Below are 18,756 nucleotides of genomic sequence, written 5' to 3' on the forward strand. Positions count from 1 at the left end.
TACGGCTGTGCCGTTCACCGTAACCGTCGCTGTGCTGTCCGCCACTGTCGGGGTCACGGTCAAGCTGTTTACCTCATTCCCCACACTGGACGTGTAGGTGATGGTGCTGCTACCAAACACGGGGGACAAGCTTCCTGCGGATAACGCCAAATTGCTCAAGTCCGCATTGTTACTCACCGTTCGCGATACACTTACAATGTAGTTCTTCTTGATAATGCCGTTTTCAGCTGTGACTTCAATAGTAATGGGGGTATCTGTTTCAGCATCGAGAGGAATCGGTACACTAGGGGTCCCACTTGTCACGGCTGTGCCGTTTACAGTTACTGAAGCACTGCTATCCGCTAAAGTCGGAGTGACAGTAATGCTTGACGCAGAACCGGCATCTGCCGAATAGGTGGTCGTATCACTATCAAATGCCGGAGTAAGGCTTCCAGCTGACAATGCAAGGTTGCTTAAATTCGCATTAATGCCTCGAGTGTCCACATTCGAAATCGAGATTGAATGAAAATTAAGATCAGCCGCATGAACGGCCATGTCCCACGTAATCACGAGTTTGGAAATATAATTGCGAGAAATGCCCGGAAGGAATGAGTTGGACAAATCATAGCCCGATTGAAATTCCAATGAACCGTTATAATCGACTAACGTCGCCGTCGTACCGTCCACGTAGGTGACAACGATATTAATCTTTCTCAAGACATGATTGGCATAATTGTAGGGAACGATGTGCAAATCATCGAGTGTAAAATGCCTGACAACCGAGCCGCCTTCAGCTCTCAGTTCGAAGTAGCCCGTGTTATCAGCGCTATAAATCATCGTGCCGTCTTGTCCCATGTTGTTCGAAATATGGAACTTGTCGCCTTGCTTCTTGAATCCCGGTACTCCGCTGTCATCATTGGTTGGACTCAAGCTTCCAAAATCATAAGTGCCGTCTGCCGTTCCAAGTGTTACGGCTTGGCTTTCAATGGGGGGGGAAAGCGATCGTCAACGATACTATCAACAACAGGAGAATCATTTTCTGCATAGACGCGCGAAGTACACGACTCCAACCTGCGGCAGTACCAACTACTTCAAACTTCCTCATACATTCAAACCTCTTCCGTCTTCCATATTCATTCGAAACGGCTACCCTCGTAATGGCATATCGCCATACAAACAAATAATATAATTCATTGCCAGGTACGGCTGCATGTTATTGTGCGGCAGGGATTGTCCTGCAGCCGCCAGAGCCATTGGTGACATGATGGCATTCGGTGTGCTTGCATAGGTATTTTCCTTCCCGAGTCGACCGCCGGGTTGCTCACTCCAATAGTGATTGGTCGGCTCCGTTTTATTGCCATCGCCAGCATTTCCTTGGGGCACATGATTATGTGCGGGCATTTGTGTGGAAAGCAAGGTTACTGTCTCTGCCCCGATTTTTTGGCCCACTTCGTAAGAGGTCAGGCCAGGTCCCGCTCCTTGGCCCATTGGAGCTCTCCCCATCAAATCCGGTAAGGCGAATGTGCTTTTCCCATCACCTCCGTATCGCGTTCCCAAGATTGAGTAAAGTGCTGAATTTTGCGAAATGGGAAGCAGCGAACCATCGCAAAAATGCCAATCTCTCGGTGCAAAGTTGCCAGCAAATATTCGAATCTCCCCAATATATGCGTCTGCCATGTGTGATAATCCTCCTTAATTACGAGATGGAAATATTCCTTGCAACGCGATGCAAAACTGGACTCCCAAATAAGGCTGCATGTTATTATGCGCTTGGCTGCCGCCAGCAAGAGCAACCGAGTTCTCATTCATAGTGACAGTCGTACCGGCCGGCGCGTATGCCGGAAGTTTCTGAGCAGCCCACACATTGCCGGTAGGTTCCGGTTGGGAAGCTACTGTATTGGAAGCGCTGACCATATGGTTATGAGCCGGCATCTCTGCTATCGTCAAAGTATGCCTTTCCTCCCCCGCTCTAGTCCCGAGTGGATGCGAGGATGTAAAGTGGATTGGCACCCTTCCCCTAAGATCAGGCAGATTGAATGTCGTGGAGCCGTTGCCCCCATACATCGTACCCAGCAGTGCGAACAAAGCCTGATTTTGATTGATGGCCAGAGTTTGTCCTTCACAAGCGGCCCAACCCCGCGGAGCATAGCCGATTGGAAATAACCGTAATTCTCCCAGATAAGGTTCTGACATTGGATGTACCTCCTAATATGCATAGTAATTATGCTTGATTAATTTTCAGTAGGATAAATGCCATATAGCGAGATGATAAAGGAGATGGCCAGAGACGGCATCATGTTGCTATGCGGCTGACCTAATCCTGCAGGTTGAATCGCCTGCGCGCTCATAGATACCAACTTACCTGAAGTTCCATCCGTGTAAATAGCCATGTCGGACTTGGACCAATAAGCTTGATCGGGAGATTCGGCTGTCCCCTCATCTGCTATTGCATTCACAGCATGCGTATGCGCCGGCATCTCGCTCTGCGTGAGCGTCACGGTCTCCGTACCGCCCTTGCTCCCTTGCAAGATTGTCGTCCTATTCGGATGAACAGGCAGTCTCCCACGGAGGTCCGGCAAGCCGAATGTGTTTTGTCCATCACCGCCAAACGTTGTGCCTAGCAAGATAAACAAATTTTCATACTCATTAATTGACAGCAGCTGCCCATCACACAAAGCCCACCCTTGCGGAGCATAATTCCCTGCAAACATGCGAATCTCGCCTAAATAGCTTTCGCTCATTCGTCATCATCCTTTCGTCATGTGCTCAGAGTGCCTTACATTCCAAACCCTTCTCGCCATTCCATCCGGCTGTCCGCGCCATTGTCGGCTACCGTGCGAAATCCTAATTGCTCGTATAATCGCCGCGCGCGATTGTCATTGCGGACTGTCAATCGTACCGCAACGCCAAGCTGCGCAGCTTCATGCTGCATACGTTTCAACAAGCTCGTTCCATACCCTTGTCCCCGGAATGCGGGCAGCAAGGAAATGTCTACAAGCAGAAGCGCTTCGTCCATAAGACAGGTCAACATGCGCCCCGCCCGTTGCCCCTGCACCAATAACAACTCCTTTCTCATATTTGGAAATTGTGTGCCATATGAATGCGTCTGCGCATTCCACTGCATTTGCAAAAATGAACGAGCCGTTGGTTCATCCCACCCCCAATTGGCCATTTCTTCTAGGCGAGTACTGGCATACAGCTCGAACAAGAACGGTTCATCCTCTAGTGCTATGGGTCTGATCTGCAAGTTTCCCACCTTCAAACGTATGACATTTCTGAAAATTCGACCTAGAACCAATGAACTAAATACTCTGTACTGCATGTAGAACTTTCGACACTTCCGCTGTTGATTCCTTCTTAAAATTGCATAAAATAAGCAGAAGCCTCCATCCTCGGTCGGTAGGCTTCTGCTCGATCATCGCCTTTATTTCTGCTTTTTCGACTTCGCTGTCTCGTCATCCCGATTGTTGCCTTGCTGCTGCTTTTTGGCCTCGTTATCTACGTTTCGCGACACTTCGGTCCCCCTCCTTTCCACTCTGCTCCGGAATAGGATGTCTCATGCAGCTCACGAATATAACGTTCTGTCCTGTTCGAATGGCTCATGCCGCTCGGCACACGACTAAGCGAGGGGAATTCCACACGGCACTCCCAAGCAAAAAAAAAGCGGAAGCAGGGACTATCCCGCTTCCGCTCATGGCTTATAATACGACTTCCACTGTATTGGCTTTCGCGATCAGCCGCACGCCCATCGCATCCTGCTGCACTTCAGCACCATCGGCAGAAGCGACAGATTGGACCCCGCGGAGCAGCACGCTCCAAGGCTTGCCTGCGCCCCCGGCCTGCAGATGAATCTTGCCGTTTTTGCGTTCAGCTGCGACTGTCAGCTCCGGCTTGCCCTGCAGGTTGCAGACGCGCGCTTCTGCGCGACCGCCTTCCTCCAGCTCGAACAGATGCAGCGTTACCCCGTCCGCATAATCATAATCCGGACGATGATCTTCGCCGCCAACGGCAATCAGGCTGTTCGGCCGCGCCAGCAGCGGCAGGCTGAAGTAATCGTGCTGCTCCTGCAGCCAGCGGCCGCCCTCAACCACTTCGCCGGTGAGGAAGTGCGTCCAGCGTCCTTGCGGCAAATAATACTCCGCCCGGCTCTCATCATTGAAGATTGGCGCTACCAGCAAGGAGTCGCCCAGCATGTACTGACGATCCAAGTAGTCGCAGTTGCGGTCTTCATTGTATTCCAGCACCATCGCGCGCATGACCGGCAGGCCTTGCTCGTTCGCCTCCACGGCAGTATTGAACAAATACGGCATCAACGTGGACTTGAGCTTGGTGAAGTGACGAAGCACATCAACCGCTTCCTCGTCGAACAGCCAAGGCACGCGGTATGTCTGGTTGCCGTGCAAGCGGCTGTGTGAAGACAGGAGGCCGAACGCTACCCAGCGCTTATAAATATCTGGCGGCGCCGTATGCTCGAAGCCGCTGATATCATGGCTCCAGAAGCCGAAGCCGGACAAGCCGAGCGACAGGCCGCCGCGCAGCGATTCCGCCATCGAATCGTAGTTCGCCGAGCAATCGCCGCCCCAGTGAACAGGGAACTGCTGGCCGCCGGCTGTTGCCGAACGGGCGAACAGCATCGCCTCGCCTTTGCCAAGCTTCTCCTCCAGTACCTCGAAGACTGCCTTATTATAGAGCTGCGTATAGTAATTGTGCATTTTTACCGGGTCAGATCCGTCATGGTAAACTACGTCTGTCGGAATGCGCTCGCCGAAATCCGTCTTGAAGCTGTCTACGCCCATATCGACCAAGGCCCGCAGCTTGTTCTTGTACCATTCTACGGCGGCCGGATTCGTAAAGTCCACCAGGCCCATGCCGGCCTGCCACATATCCCATTGCCACACATCGCCGTTTTCTTTGCGCAGCAAGTAACCGTTCTCCATGCCTTCATCGAACAAGGCAGACTTCTGGGCGATATACGGATTGATCCAGACACAAATCTTCAACCCGCGATCCTTCAGCCGCTTCAGCATGCCTTCCGGGTCCGGGAACACGTCCTTATCCCATTCGAAATCGCACCACTGGTATTCCTTCATCCAGAAGCAGTCAAAGTGGAAGACATGCAGCGGCAAATCCCGCTCCGCCATGCCGTCGATAAAGCTGTTGACCGTTTCTTCGTCATAACTGGTCGTGAAGGATGTCGTCAGCCACAGGCCGAACGACCATGCCGGAGGCAGCGCAGGCTTTCCGGTCAGACCCGTGTAATTGCCGAGCACCTCCTTCAGGTTAGCGCCGCCAATGACACAATAGTCAAGGGATGACCCTGGAACACTGAACTGTACTTTGGATACGGTCTCAGATGCAATTTCGAAAGACACGCGCTCCGGTTGATTGACGAATACGCCATAGCCGCGATTGGACACGTAAAAAGGTACATTCTTGTAGGCCTGCTCGCTGCTCGTGCCGCCGTCCTCATTCCAAATATCGACGATCTGCCCATTTTTCACGAATGGGGTGAATCTTTCGCCAAGGCCATATACATATTCTCCTACGCCGAGATCAAGCTGCTCGCGGAAGTAAGGCTGTTTGTCGGGATCAAGGATCGTAGCCGCGCCCTTGTTGCCGCTGCCGGTCAATCTTCTGCCGTCGTAGAAGAACTCCACCTTCCAGCTGTCGCCCTTGTGCACCTTGACCATCGTCTTGCCGCTTGTGAGCGTAGCCGCCTCATCGGTCTGTTCAATTTGCACTGGCGCTTCCTGTTCGAACAGCTCAAATTCGGGCCCAACTTGCCGCTTGCCCTTGTGGTGTACCCATTGCACGCGAATGACATCTGGCCGGGGCGAGCTGAACACCGCAGTCAGCAAGGTCGCATTCAACGTGTCGCCTTTGCGTTGCACGTGCTTGGTAGCGGCATATACGGACAGTGTGCGGTCTGTTGCGCGAATATCTCTGATCTCAACCGGATTTTGTACTTGATAGCCTTCCTTGACCATCCAATAGCCGTTTGAAAATTTCATGGAACATCCTCCTTCTTCTCTGGGATGCCATCCTCGCGGACAGCGAACACCATGGCTCTATGTCTGGCAGACTGCGGCAGCAGACCGTTGCGACTGATGCATCTGGACCCGTAGCCTGCCGAATCGTGCTATAATAACATAATATTGATGTTTGCATTATATTTCTTTCTTGATTTTGACCGATTATAGTACGATATTGATCTCCTAGAAAGGAAGTGCTTCCCATGAATCGTGCTGTACCGAGGGAGAATCGCCTGCATGGCAATCCCTTGTATCCTTTCGCCTCCTACGAGGTTAATGAAATCAGCGGCATCCTGTTCGACTGCCATTGGCACGAAGAGCTTGAGCTCCTGCTCGGTATCGAGGGCTGTGCCCAGCTCCAAGTCGGCGACGATGAATATACCCTGCAAGCAGGCGAAGCCCTGTTCATCAACAGCGGGGAAGTGCACGCCGGTTACAGCGTGGGCGATGCCCCCTGCAAGGTGCTGGCGCTCGTGTTCCACCCGAGCCTGCTGCAGAGCAGTACGTATGACGTCATTCAGGACCGCTATCTCGATCCGCTGCTGAAGCAGCAGTACCAGACGCCTGTATACCTGGCGGACAACGAAGAATGGAAGAAGCAAATCATTGCGCTGATCCGGGAAATTGCCCGGGACAACCGGGAACGCGTTCCCGCCTATGAGCTTGCCACCAAGGCCAAGCTTAGCCTGATCTTTGCCATCGTGCTGGCGCATAGCAAACGTCTCGAAGGAGGACGGTCGCATTCGCGCCGCAGCCATAAGGCGGACAGGTTGAAGCATGTGCTTCAATATATTCATACGCATTACCAAGAGTCGATTCGTCTGAAGGATCTTGCCGAAACCGTCAATATGAGCGAGGAGCATTTCTGCCGATTTTTCAAACAGATGACCAAGAAAAGCCCTGTCGCCTACATGAACCACTATCGCATGCAGAAGGCTGCCCAGCTGCTGGCAGACACAGATCGCAAAATTGTCGAAATCGCCATGGAGGTCGGCTTCGAAAGCATCAGCTACTTTATCAGCGTGTTCAAGAAGGAATTCAACACAACCCCGAATCAATTCAGAAAAAATGGGAGTTGGGAGCGAAGTGAGGTGTGAAAGCGAATAAGTCAAGGCGCAAATCCGTCTTTAGCTTGTAGAAACCGCTACACCCCAAGCTTTGCCCATCCCGTTGCAATTCTGTGAGGGCCTCCTCAACAGACAGCGTTCCTTCTATTACATGGTAAAGGGCAGTACCGGCTAGTTCGCGAAAAGCTTCATGGTATTGGCGAGGAACCATGCGATGGAGCTTAACTGTCTGCACATCTAGTGTTTGCTGTGCAAAGCCTGGAACTGCCTCCCCATCCTTTCGAATAAATTCAGCATGAATGGTAAATCGTTCCCCATTTCGTTTGTTGAATATGGCCAAATCAGAAGTATTTTCCGCCATTTCCCTTCCCGCCAGATAACGAATCGCTTGCCATGCATGCTCGACATGTGGACTTTCCGGATGAATGCCGAAAATATCCCAAGCCTCTATGTACGATGTTCTTGCCGGTTGTGAGGGATCAATGGGCGCGGGGATGACCCCCCAAGCAAACGGGTCGACCGAGAATGTGTTCGCATTCCCGTAATTTGCAATGTCATACAAATATCCGAACAAAGATGAGCGATGCAGTGCCATCGCTGTTTGGCCCGAGAGGAATTTCTTGTCTACCACATATTCATTCACGATTTTCAATCCATCGTATTGCAATTCGCGTGTTTCTGGCAGATAAATCACTTCATTGCGATACGCATGGCTTACTATGTCGAAGATTTCCTTCCATTCCTCCGTCTGAATAGCTAATTCCCCTTCGTGATTGATGTATTGGATGCCGCGAGCGCGTGCCATCATTTCAGCCATGCCAAATGGATTGTAGGGGGATTCATCCCAATCATAATCTTCCACTCCATAGATCTGTCGACCGTCATGATTGTGCTGCGTGAATTTCTCAGCGAGCATCAGCATTTCTTCCCACGTTATCCCTTGTTGCGGATAAGGAAGCTGATAGGCATCGAATAACTCCTGGTTGTAGTCTCCTTACTCCTCATCTTATAATGATTAAAATGTGCCGAATTAGATATATCATTAGATTGATTCTCGTACCTCACAGTAACCGGTTATCGCTGAATCATAGGGAATTGTTCTGAAGCACAGATTGTCACGCTAGGAAAATATCCCACTTTGTTTGGTTCATTGTATCAAACTATGATCTAGAAGAAAATCACTACAATGCTATGAATTCATGGTTCTCCCAACAAATGTTAATGATCTGCCGCGAACGATCCCTGAAATGGCTATGGGGACAACTCGACCAAAACAGAAGCTGGATAAGAACAATCCGGTGAGCATATTAAAAAAACTACTTCATGCTAGAATTGACGCAAAAGGCGGATATTATGGTATTCTATTTCAATAAAGGTAAATATATAGAAGGAGTCAGTTATTTATGAAATATCGGCATGTTCATGTAATGTTAATATCCACTTCTCTCATCTGGGCCAGCCTCATAGGTTGTACATCAAACAAGGAAGTTAATCGAGATCAAACTGTACTCAGGCTAGGTTTGCAGCAAGAATACTGGTCTGTTTTTTCCCCTATGACAGAAAGCTTTGCCCAAGTGAAGCCTGATGTAGCGATCGAGTATGTCTCTACGAGTTCGGTCTTTGAGGATGGGGTTATACAGATAGACAAGTATGCCCAGTTCATCGAAGAACAACGATTGGATATTGTTTATATGCCGAATGACACGATATACAGAGAATTGGTTGGAAAAAACTTGTTGCGATCTTTCGATGCCAAACTTTCGAGCGGCGACAATGCACTCGCCGACTTATACCCTCCTGCTATTGAGCTTTTGACGCAAAACAAGAACCGAGAAATATACGGAGTGCCCCTAGGATTTGATCAATATGGCGTATATATGAACAAGGAAATCTTCCAACGTTTGCATGTTCCCTTGCCTGACTCTAATTGGAGCTGGCACGATGTATTCCAGAGTGCACAATCCATTCGTAATGTACAGGGCGAGAATGCTGCAAATCCAATCGCGGGTCTGTCTCTCCGTCTGAATGCCGATCCTTCTGCAGGCAAAATCATACGATTGATCGGGGAATCAACCGGAAATCCCATTGTGCCGTCGAACGGTGAGATTAATATTGCAAAAGATTTGCAAGTCTTGCTTGACACTTTACAAGATGGCATCCAAACAGGTTCTGTTCACATTGACGAAACGACCAACACCGCTCCTTTCGGTCACCCCTTCATACAACAAACTGCAGCCATGGCCATTGAAAAAGCTGAATTTATAACGGTACTGAAGGCAATAGAGCATAGTCAAGGAAGATCAGTGGATTGGGAGGTTCTTTCCATTCCCATGCAAGCGGATGCGGCATTGGCGATGGACATGTTGGAACTCAACCATGTATTTGGCATTGCCTTGCCTTCCCCTCATCATGATGAAGCGTGGGAGTTCATCCGCTACCTGGTCAGCGAAGAAGCTTCAAGCAGTAATCCCTCACTATTGAACATTCGGCCAAACCAGACGCAAGCTTACGACGGACGGGACCTGTCTCCCTTTTATGCTTCCAGTTACACGTTTCACTCCTCTGTATTTCAGGGCTGGAGTGAACATGATATCAAGAATTTCGATCATCGTCTGTTTGAAACGATATGGACCCGATCGGAAACCGACAACCTTATTATGAACAATCATTAAATCTTCCGAAAAACGTTTCACCGTAATAATCATGGGCAATTCATCAGTGCGGTGTTCGGCATAGGCTTCTACCGCTGTACGTTCTCATTTTGCTTTGACCGTTCGCACACATTCCAATTGCTTTGCTCAAGCGCGGCGAACGAACGATGCTGTAACAGACATGAATGGACCTGTCCATTCTTATATTACATTTATAGGGCTATACGCAATTTTGTACGATTCTTCGTTCAAAATGAGCTCAACACGGTGGGATTCCGCTACGTTTGTACGATTTTTCGTTCAAAGGCTCCTTTCTGACGTGTGCTGCCAGCGCGTTTGTACGATTCTTCGTTCAAAATGAGCTCAACACGGTAGGATTCCGCTACGTTTGTACGATTTTTCGTTCAAAGGCTCCTTTCTGACGTGTGCTGCCAGCGCGTTTGTACGATTTTTCGCACAAAACGAGCTCAACACGGTGGGATTCCGCTACGTTTGTACGATTTTTCGTTCAAAGGCTCCTTTCTGACGTGTGCTGCCAGTGCATTTGTACGATTTTTCGCACAAAACGAGCTCAACACGCAGTACTTCCGCTACGTTTGTACGATTTTTCGTTCAAAAGCTCCTTTCTGACGTGTGCAGCCAGCGCGTTTGTACGATATTTCGTACAAAATGAGCTCAACACGCAGTACTTCCGCTACGTTTGTACGATTTTTCGCACAAGTGCCGAGTTTTCGCATATCATCGACGATTTTGAGCTTCCATGGACATCGGCGACCGTTAGATAATCGAAAGACCGCTTTTGTCGCTCTAACGGACACGCATGACCGTTGCAGCAGATCAAGCGACTCGTTTGTCCGTCCGTACTGCTCGCCTCCTCCATTCGGCCCACGCCGCTTTTTCCGCAGCTATCGAGCAGATTACTGGTTTAACTATTTACTATTTCCAACGCCAACAATTTAAAGTAAAATCAAAGGAAGAACTTGGTCCCAAGGAGTTGAAAGCGCTTTGATTTCCACCAATACCAATGAACCGCTGCTGCGGGCGGACAAAGTTTCCAGGATATACGGCAAGGGCTCGCAGGCCGTTCATGCGCTAAAAGGCGCGGAGCTCGTCGTCTATCCCGGCCAGCTCATCGCGCTGAAGGGTCGGTCAGGCTCAGGGAAGACTACGCTGCTCAACATCCTGGCTGCCCTCGATCAACCCTCCGAAGGCGCGGTTTACCATGGAACCCGCGATACCGCAGCCATGTCCGAGAGGCAGCGCAATGAGCTGCGGCGCAAGGAAGTCGGCCTGATCTTCCAATCATTTGCGCTCGTCCCTTATATGACTGCCTACGAGAACGTAGAGTTCGGTCTCCGCATTGCGGGCGTAGACAGCAAGAAGCGCAAGGCATGGGCGGAACAGGCGCTGCAGTTCGTCGGCATGAAGCAGCGCATGCATCATCTTCCGCCGGAAATGTCCGGCGGCGAGCAACAGCGGACAGCCATTGCCCGCGCGATTGCCCACAAGCCGAAGCTTGTGCTGGCGGATGAGCCGACAGCGGAGCTAGATTCCAAGATGGGCCTGCAAGTGCTGAAGGTGTTTCGCGATCTGGTCGAACAGGAGGGCATCAGCATTCTGCTGACTACGCACGATCCCGCCATCATGGAAATTGTCGATCACGTATACGAACTGGAGGATGGTTTCATTGTCCAAAAACAAGCTTAATCGAAAACGGTTTCTACGCCCTGGCGCTTTTGCTTCGGCTGCGACAGCCGTTCTGCTTACTGTATCCGGCTGCTCCCTGCTCCCTCAAGAAGATCAGCCGTTGAAGCCGCCTCTGGTGAAGCCGGTGGAGATTCAGAGCCGCACAGCCGAAGCGACCCTGGGCACCATTGTGAAGAGCTTGTCCGGCTCCGCCGTGCTTGAGCCTGTCACCTTCGCCTATCACGAATTCACCGAAGCAGGCGGACGCATCGAGGAAGTGCTCGTTCGCTCCGGCGACGAGGTGAAGGAAGGCGATGTGCTCATACGCTTGAAGACAGAGGGACTGGATCTGGAGCTGATCCGCAAGCAGGTCGAGGTAGAGAAGAAGCGGCAGGAATTTGACGAGGCCAAGCGTGAGAGAGATCCGCAAGCGTTGCGCGTCCCTGCGCTTGAGCTCAAGCTGGCGGAGGAAGAACTGAAGGTCGTGGAAAACCAGATCGACAGGCTGCAATTGCGCGCTGCGATGGACGGCGTTGTCACGTTCGTCGACCGCATCGAACCCGGTGATCCGGTGACGGCCTTCCGCAACGCAGTCACAATCGCCGACCCTCATACAATGCGATTGGCTTTCAACAGCGTGCCTGCCAACAGAATTACCGAGGTGCAGCTTGGCATGGAAGCCATGCTGACATACAAGGATCAGGAGTTTGGCGGCAAGGTTGTGCAGACGCCCTTATCCGCTCCCTACACCGAAGATGCGCGCTTGCGCGAGCTTTACAGCCAAACTCTGTACATCGAGATGGATGATCCGCCAGAGGATATGAGCATGGGCAACTATGTAGACGTGGAAATTTTGATCGCCCAGCGGGAAAATGTCGTGATCATTCCGAAGTCGGGTCTGCGCGAATATTTCGGCCGGGTTGCCGTTCAGGTGCTGGACGGGGAAAGCCGCCGTGAGGTAGACGTGGAAAAAGGATTGGAAACCAGTACAGAAGTGGAAATCGTCAAAGGTCTGGAAGCCGGCCAGCAAATTATTTTAAAGTAACCGCGGAAGGACGCATATGCTATGGCTATCCTCATCATGTTGTTTAGAAAAACGGTCAAAAACCGTTGGCTCGTGTTAAGCCTGCTCACAGGCATGACGCTCTGCATCGCCTTGACCAGCAGCATGCCCATTTACAAGAACTCCATCCTGCAGCGCATGCTGCACAAGGAAATGGAACAGTCCTACGTCAATACGGGGGCTTACACGGGAAGAATTTCAGCAGAATCGTCTTTGCCAGACGTTCCTGCTCATGAGCAAGTCCGCGACATTATAGAGATGGACGCGTACTGGGAGCAGCATATATTCGATAATTCGGAAGCCTTCACCCCTCTGTTTTATGTGCGGGAACGCCTGTCGCGAGCGATTCAAATCGTCCCTGCCGATCCGGAACGCGTCAATCCGGAGCAGCAACGAACCGCCCGCCTCTACATGCGCTCCGGTCTCCTGGACCATATTCGGCTCGTGGATGGCAGGCTGCCTTCGCCCGAACCGGTAGACGGCGTCTATGAGGCACTGGTAACCGACAATGCGCTGGTGAAGCTGCATATGCTGCTCGATAATGAATTTATAGTGGAAGACGACAGTGCCGCCGCACCTGTGCGCATTAAGCCCGTCGGCGTCATTGCGGAAAGCGACCTGTCCGATCTGTACTGGAACATCGGCAATCTGTCCGGGTACAGCAACCACTTCATTCTCGATGAACGGTTGTTTGAACAGGATGTGATGGCCAAGGGCACAGTGCGGCTGAGCCACGCCCGCTGGTATGCGGCCTTTGATTTTCTGCGCTTTGACCTGGAGCAAGCCGACAGCCTCATCGAACGCGCGCAGCGGCTCAAGAATGTCTACGTGAGCCAGTTCGGCTATTTCGCCACTGTGGACCTTCCCGGCGAGAAAACGCTCGGCTCCTTTCGCGAGCGGGAGTCAACCCTCCAGGCGCTGCTGTGGTCTTTGAACGTGCCGTTATATGTATTGATCGCATTCTATCTATATATGGTATCCAACCTGCTGATCGATCGGCAGAAGCCTGAAATTGCGGTACTCCGCAGCAGAGGCGCAGGCAGACTGCAGCTTACGATGCTTTATGCGGTAGAAGGGCTGCTCTTTACCGGGATTGCCTTGGCGATCGGGCCGTTCATCGGCCTCATGCTGACACAGGCTCTGGGCTCGACGGATACATTTATGAGCTTTGTCCAGCGCAAATCCCTGCAAGCAGAACTTAGCCCGGAAGTGTTCATCTATGCGGGCGGGGCCGCCGTCGGCGCCTTTATCCTGAATCTGATTCCCGTTATACAGGCTACGCGCGTGAGTATTGTCGATCAGAAGCGGATCGCCGCCAGGCAGAAGCCGCGCTCGTTCTGGCATTTGTTCGGCCTGGATTTCATCCTTCTTGTGCTGGCGGGCTATGGCTTGTTCTCCTTCCGCCGCCGTGTGGAGGATCTCGTCTCCCTGGGCCTCGACAATAAAGACATCGCCGTGGATCCGCTGCTGTTCGCCGTACCTTCTCTGTTTATTCTCGGCTTCGGGCTGCTCATGCTGCGCATTTACCCGATGATCGTTCGTTTGATTTATTGGATCGGCAAGCGTATGTGGTCGCCGTCCCTTTATTCTTCGATGCTTATGGTAGGCAGAAGAAGCGTCCAGTACCAGGGGCTGATGCTGTTCATGATTCTGACTGTCGGCACAGGCATCTTCAATGCCAGCGCCGCTCGCACAATGAATCAGAATATGGAAGACCAGATTTGGTACCGTCAAGGGGCTGATATCGTACTGCAGCAGCGGTGGGTGAACGACGCGCCAATCAGCAGCTCGGCGCCAGGTCAGATGGCCCAATCCGATCCGACGGAAGGAAATTATCTGGAGCCTCCCTTCGAGCCCTTCAAGTCCATGCCCGGCGTAGAGATGGCCGCTCAGGTGTATAAGCGAACCGACGCCAAGCTCAGCTCGGGCAACGTCCATGCCGACACGTCCCTGATTGGCATCAGGTCAGACGAGTTCGGTCAGGTTGCCTGGATGAAGGAGAGGCTGCTGCCCTACCATTTCTACGATTATTTGAATCTGATCGCTGCAGATCCGTTTGCCGTGCTCGTCTCCAGCAGCGCGGAGAAGGATTATAACTTGTCAGTAGGCGATCACGTCAGCATCAGCTTGCCGAGCCACGGAGAAATGCGCGGTGTCATCTATGGCTTTATCGACTATTTCCCGGGCTTTATCCCGAATCCGGAAGCTCCCCAGCCGGGCGCCGGCTCCAGGAAGCCGTTGCTGGTCGTTGCCCAGCTGCCGACCATCCAAAACGAGCTGGCGCTGGAGCCTTATGAGGTGTGGCTGAAGCTGACATCGCCAGACGATCGCCAAGCGCTTTATGACCACATCCAGAACGAGAATCTGCAGCTGCTCAAGCTGGACGATACGTATGAGCGGATTGCCGAGAGCCGCAACGATCCGTTTCGCATGGCAATGAACGGCGTCATGAGCCTTGGCTTCATCTTATCGCTTGGCATCAGCTTTATCGGCTTCCTGATCTACTGGCTGCTGTCGCTGCAGGGACGGATGCTGCAGCTTGGCATTCTGCGCGCTATGGGAATCTCCTTCACGCAGCTGGTCGGCATGCTGGCAGCTGAACAGCTGCTGACCTCGGGCGCAGGCATTCTCGTAGGTTTCGCCGCCGGCATGTTGGCGAGCCACATCTTCGTGCCCATGTTCCAGCTTGCCTTCGATCCCGGACGAATCGTGCCGCCGTTCGAGGTCATGATTCAGGCGAACGATACGGTACAGATGCTGCTGCTGACGACGACCATGCTGCTGACGGCGCTGGGCATCCTCATCTGGCTGCTTAGCCGGATGAAGATCGCGCAGGCAGTCAAGCTCGGAGAAGATTAAGGAGGTGCGCCATGATCCGGTGTGAAAACCTGGTGAAAATCTACAAAACAGCCGACCTTGAGGTCATCGCGCTGCAAGGCCTTGATCTGACTGTAGAAACAGGAGAGCTCATGGCCGTTATCGGCAATTCCGGCAGCGGCAAGTCCACGCTCCTGAATATGCTCGGCGGCCTGGATCGGCCTTCTGCCGGCAAGCTGTTCGTAGACGGCAAGGATATGCTCAAGTTTACGGAGAAAGAAATGACGCTTTACAAGCGAAACACCGTCGGCTTCGTCTGGCAGAACAAAGCGCGAAACCTCGTTCCCTATTTGACTGCATTGGAAAATGTCGAGATCCCCCTTCTGCTGAAAGGCAAGCGAAGGCGGGCACGCGCGCTGGAGCTGCTGGATGCGGTCGGCTTGGGCCACAGGCGCAACAACAAGCTGAACCAGCTGTCCGGCGGGGAGCAGCAGCGCGTGGCTATCGCGATCTCGCTCGCCAATGAGCCGAAGCTGCTGCTGGCAGACGAGCCGACCGGATCTGTCGATACGAAGACGGGAGCTGCCATTCTCGATTTGTTCAATCGGCTCAACCGGGAGCTGAATCTGACCATCGTTATCGTCACCCATGACCAGCAGCTCGCCAAGAAGGTAGATCGCGTAGTCGCCATACGCGACGGCCGCACCTCCTCCGAGCTTATTCGCAAGTCGTATCTGGAGGAATTAGCGGAGCTGGAAAGCGCGTCCGGCGCGGAGTCCCACGAGGAATTTGCCGTGTTGGACCGATCCGGCCGTCTGCAAGTGCCCGCCAATTTCCTTGAGTCGCTTGGCCTGCAAGGCGCGAACAAGGTGAAATTGCATCTGGAGGATGGGCGCATCATCCTGGAGCATCCCGAGAAGCCGGAAGCAGGAGACGCATAACGCAAGCAGGGCTGTCCCAAGTCATTTGGGACAGCCCTTTGTATCGTTATTAGCGTTGCAGCAGCATCCTAGGAGGTGAACCTCAGCAAGTCGCCGACCTCCATGATCAGCGCGATCCGGCCGTCCCCGAGAATTGTCGAGCCGGAGAGGCCATTCACCTTGCCAATAAAGGAGCCCAGCGACTTGATGACAATGTCCTGCTTGCCCAGCAGCTCATCAACGGCCAAGGCCACCCGCTTCTCCGCCGTCCCGACAACGACGACCGACATGCTATTTCGCGTTTCCTCGCAACGGGGGATATGGAAGTGATCATGCAGCCAGAGCAGCGGAATGACACGATCCCGAATCATAACGACTTCTTGCCCCTTCATCGATTGGATGTCCCGATGCTTGACGCGGACAATTTCGGCCACATTGCTCATTGGCAGCACGAATCGCTGTGTGTTCAGCCTGACCAGCAACCCGGTGATGATGGCAAGGGTCAGCGGAAGCCTGATTTTGAACTGAACGCCTTGCCCTGGCGAATTCACAATGTCAATCAAGCCGTTCAACCGCTCAATGTCGCTCCGCACGATGTCCATCCCCACGCCTCTGCCGGAAACCTCGCTGACTGCGGATGCAGTGGAAAATCCCGGTACGAAGATGAGGTGAACCGCCTCTTGATCGCTCATGCGCTCTGCGTCGTCCATGGATATCAATCCCTTGCCGATTGCAGACTGCCGCACGCGGTTCGGATCGATGCCCGCACCGTCATCCTCCACAATGATCACGACCTGATTGTCCTCATGCGCTGCCCGTACCGTCAGACGTCCCGTCCGCGGCTTGCCTGCCTGCTCCCTTATCGCCGCCGGCTCAATGCCGTGATCCACCGCATTGCGAATCAGATGGATCAGCGGATCGCCGATTTCCTCTATTAACGTACGATCCAGCTCTGTCTCGCTGCCTTCCAATACGAGCTCGATTTCCTTGTCGAGACTGTGCGCCAGATCGCGAACCATCCGAGGGAATCGGTTGAAGAGCTGGGCAATGGGCAGCATCCGCGCCTTCATGACCGTATCCTGCAAATCAGCAATGACCCGCCCCAGGTGATCGGTCAGCAGACTGAGCTGACCGACCTCCTCATTGCCTTGCACATCCTTCTCCAGCTTGCGGTGAAGCTGCTGCATGCCGGTTTGATCGATCACCAGCTCGCCCACGAGGTTCATCAGATGCTCCAACCGTTCCACATTTACTCGAACGGTCTGCGCCTTCCGATCCCCCCTAGTGCGCTGCTGCGATGCCTCGGCAGCAAGCCCGCTCTGATCCTGCTGCTCCTCCTCGACATCGTCCTCCAACTCCAGGGTCGCTGGCTCCATGCGCACATCTTCAATATCGACCATCGATCCGAACAGCCCGGCCATGTCTTCTTCGCTCATGCTGGTCTCAATGGCGTAGTGAAGGTGCGTAAAAGCCACATCCTCGTGCACTCCTTCCAAATCGGGCTCAACAGATTTGACCTCGACCGACTCTGCCAGCCGCTGATAAATGACCATGGCCCGGACCTGCTTCATCGGGCAATCATCCGTCAGCTTGACTTTAACGATGTAGGCTTGTTTCGAAGACTGCGGCTCGGCAGGCGCTGCGATCAATTCTTGAAGGCGCGAGATGAAGGGCGCAATATCCAGGGTCGTCTCCTCGCCTGCAACGAAATCGTCCTTCAGCTGCTTCAGCCCGTCCATGCAGCGAAACAGATGATTGGTCATCGCCGAAGTCAGCTGGAAGCGGTGACTGCGCAGTCCATCCAGCAACTGCTCCATCTCATGGGTGAGCTGCTTCATGGCTTCCAGACCCATCGCGGCCGAAGATCCCTTAATGGTATGCGCGGCGCGGAACAAGCTTTGCACGGCTTGCTCGGTCTCGCCGGCTTTCTCCAGATTCAGCAGCTCTTCCTCCATAAGCTGCAGCTGCTCCTCCAGCTCCTCATGGAAGATTTGCGCCAGTTCAGAAATGTTCAACGGCTCCATCCTCCTTCAGAAGGACTTGCTCCATTTCGAGAATGCCAGCTATCCCTTCCGCGGACATGCCGATCCCGACCAAATATGCGCCGCTCACAGCGCCAAGCCGATCAGGCGGCGGCTGAATATCGGAGAATGTCGTCACCTTGTTCACTTTATCTACCAGCATGCCAACGGCTTCTTCCCTATGGTTGACAACAATAATTCGGCTCAGCTTCGTCTCCTCCTGCTCCTCCATATGAAACAGCTTGCGCAGGCTGATGACGGGCACGACCTTTCCCCGCAGATTGATGACTCCCTTTATGTAGGGCCTCACATTCGGCACTGCCGTGATGTCCTGCATCTTGATGATTTCCTGAATCAAGGAAATCTTGACCGCGTATCGCTCTTCGGAAACTACAAATTCCACATACTGCTCGATCCCGGTTGACAAGGGAAACACCTTCTTTTTTTATGGGTTTGACTATGTTCAAATTCAACTGGCCGTCTCATAAACCGGCTTTCTTGAAGCAGCGTCCGGCGGCGT

General features: G+C 52.6%; 15 protein-coding genes. 6 read left to right on the forward strand and 9 right to left on the reverse strand.

Annotated features, from left to right (window positions below; genetic code table 11):
- The 6 genes from XYCOK13_RS13520 to yicI all read right to left on the reverse strand — a co-directional run.
- On the reverse strand, positions 1 to 909 hold a 909-nt coding region (locus tag XYCOK13_RS13520; RefSeq protein ID WP_213412698.1), incomplete at its 3' end, for a cadherin-like beta sandwich domain-containing protein.
- 216 nt (positions 910 to 1,125) lie between these two features.
- Complete coding sequence (locus XYCOK13_RS13525; RefSeq protein WP_213412699.1) at positions 1,126 to 1,656, reverse strand: phage tail protein; 531 nt, start codon at positions 1,654 to 1,656, stop codon at positions 1,126 to 1,128.
- A 15-nt stretch (positions 1,657 to 1,671) separates the two neighbouring features.
- The gene (locus XYCOK13_RS13530) at positions 1,672 to 2,172 is read right to left on the reverse strand and encodes a phage tail protein (protein WP_213412700.1); all 501 of its coding nucleotides are present in this window, start codon (positions 2,170 to 2,172) and stop codon (positions 1,672 to 1,674) included.
- A 38-nt stretch (positions 2,173 to 2,210) separates the two neighbouring features.
- Complete coding sequence (locus XYCOK13_RS13535) at positions 2,211 to 2,720, reverse strand: phage tail protein (RefSeq protein WP_213412701.1); 510 nt, start codon at positions 2,718 to 2,720, stop codon at positions 2,211 to 2,213.
- Positions 2,721 to 2,755: 35 nt separating this feature from the next.
- On the reverse strand, positions 2,756 to 3,226 hold the full coding sequence (locus tag XYCOK13_RS13540; protein WP_213412702.1) for a GNAT family N-acetyltransferase: 471 nt from the start codon (positions 3,224 to 3,226) through the stop codon (positions 2,756 to 2,758).
- 451 nt (positions 3,227 to 3,677) lie between these two features.
- Complete coding sequence (gene yicI / locus XYCOK13_RS13545) at positions 3,678 to 5,990, reverse strand: alpha-xylosidase (RefSeq protein ID WP_213412703.1); 2,313 nt, start codon at positions 5,988 to 5,990, stop codon at positions 3,678 to 3,680.
- A gap of 224 nt (positions 5,991 to 6,214) precedes the next feature.
- Between yicI and XYCOK13_RS13550 the strand changes: the two genes are divergently transcribed.
- Entirely contained in the window at positions 6,215 to 7,108 is an 894-nt protein-coding gene (locus XYCOK13_RS13550; RefSeq protein ID WP_213412704.1) for an AraC family transcriptional regulator, read from the forward strand.
- Here the strand turns inward: XYCOK13_RS13550 and XYCOK13_RS13555 are convergent.
- Complete coding sequence (locus tag XYCOK13_RS13555) at positions 7,071 to 7,994, reverse strand: type 2 periplasmic-binding domain-containing protein (RefSeq protein ID WP_308443028.1); 924 nt, start codon at positions 7,992 to 7,994, stop codon at positions 7,071 to 7,073. The two genes, XYCOK13_RS13550 and XYCOK13_RS13555, sit on opposite strands and share 38 nt — an antisense overlap.
- Positions 7,995 to 8,481: 487 nt before the next feature.
- On the opposite strand from XYCOK13_RS13555, the gene XYCOK13_RS13560 reads away from it, so the two are divergent.
- The 5 genes from XYCOK13_RS13560 (at position 8,482) to XYCOK13_RS13580 (ending at position 16,236) form a co-directional block, all read left to right on the forward strand.
- Positions 8,482 to 9,750: an ABC transporter substrate-binding protein gene (locus XYCOK13_RS13560; protein ID WP_213412705.1), complete on the forward strand. Its 1,269-nt coding sequence runs from the start codon at positions 8,482 to 8,484 to the stop codon at positions 9,748 to 9,750.
- A gap of 984 nt (positions 9,751 to 10,734) precedes the next feature.
- Entirely contained in the window at positions 10,735 to 11,436 is a 702-nt protein-coding gene (locus XYCOK13_RS13565) for an ABC transporter ATP-binding protein (RefSeq protein WP_213412706.1), read from the forward strand.
- Entirely contained in the window at positions 11,417 to 12,460 is a 1,044-nt protein-coding gene (locus tag XYCOK13_RS13570) for an efflux RND transporter periplasmic adaptor subunit (protein WP_213412707.1), read from the forward strand. Before XYCOK13_RS13565 ends, XYCOK13_RS13570 begins: the two co-directional genes overlap by 20 nt.
- Positions 12,461 to 12,481: 21 nt before the next feature.
- Positions 12,482 to 15,337 (forward strand): ABC transporter permease, encoded by a 2,856-nt coding sequence (locus XYCOK13_RS13575; protein WP_213412708.1) that lies wholly within the window; start codon positions 12,482 to 12,484, stop codon positions 15,335 to 15,337.
- 11 nt (positions 15,338 to 15,348) lie between these two features.
- The gene (locus XYCOK13_RS13580; protein ID WP_213412709.1) at positions 15,349 to 16,236 is read left to right on the forward strand and encodes an ATP-binding cassette domain-containing protein; all 888 of its coding nucleotides are present in this window, start codon (positions 15,349 to 15,351) and stop codon (positions 16,234 to 16,236) included.
- Positions 16,237 to 16,304: 68 nt separating this feature from the next.
- Here XYCOK13_RS13580 and XYCOK13_RS13585 read toward each other — a convergent pair whose 3' ends face one another.
- Together XYCOK13_RS13585 and XYCOK13_RS13590 are read right to left on the reverse strand one after the other, a co-directional pair.
- Positions 16,305 to 18,230 carry a chemotaxis protein CheA gene (locus XYCOK13_RS13585; protein WP_373314406.1) on the reverse strand — a complete coding sequence of 642 codons (1,926 nt, stop codon included), beginning with the start codon at positions 18,228 to 18,230 and terminating at the stop codon, positions 16,305 to 16,307.
- Positions 18,217 to 18,663, reverse strand: a complete 447-nt coding sequence (locus XYCOK13_RS13590; protein WP_244865153.1) for a chemotaxis protein CheW — start codon at positions 18,661 to 18,663, stop codon at positions 18,217 to 18,219. The genes XYCOK13_RS13585 and XYCOK13_RS13590 overlap by 14 nt, the downstream gene beginning before the upstream one ends.
- Between the last annotated feature and the right edge of the window lie 93 nt (positions 18,664 to 18,756).

This window comes from Xylanibacillus composti, from assembly GCF_018403685.1.
In the GTDB taxonomy this organism is placed as follows: domain Bacteria; phylum Bacillota; class Bacilli; order Paenibacillales; family K13; genus Xylanibacillus; species Xylanibacillus composti.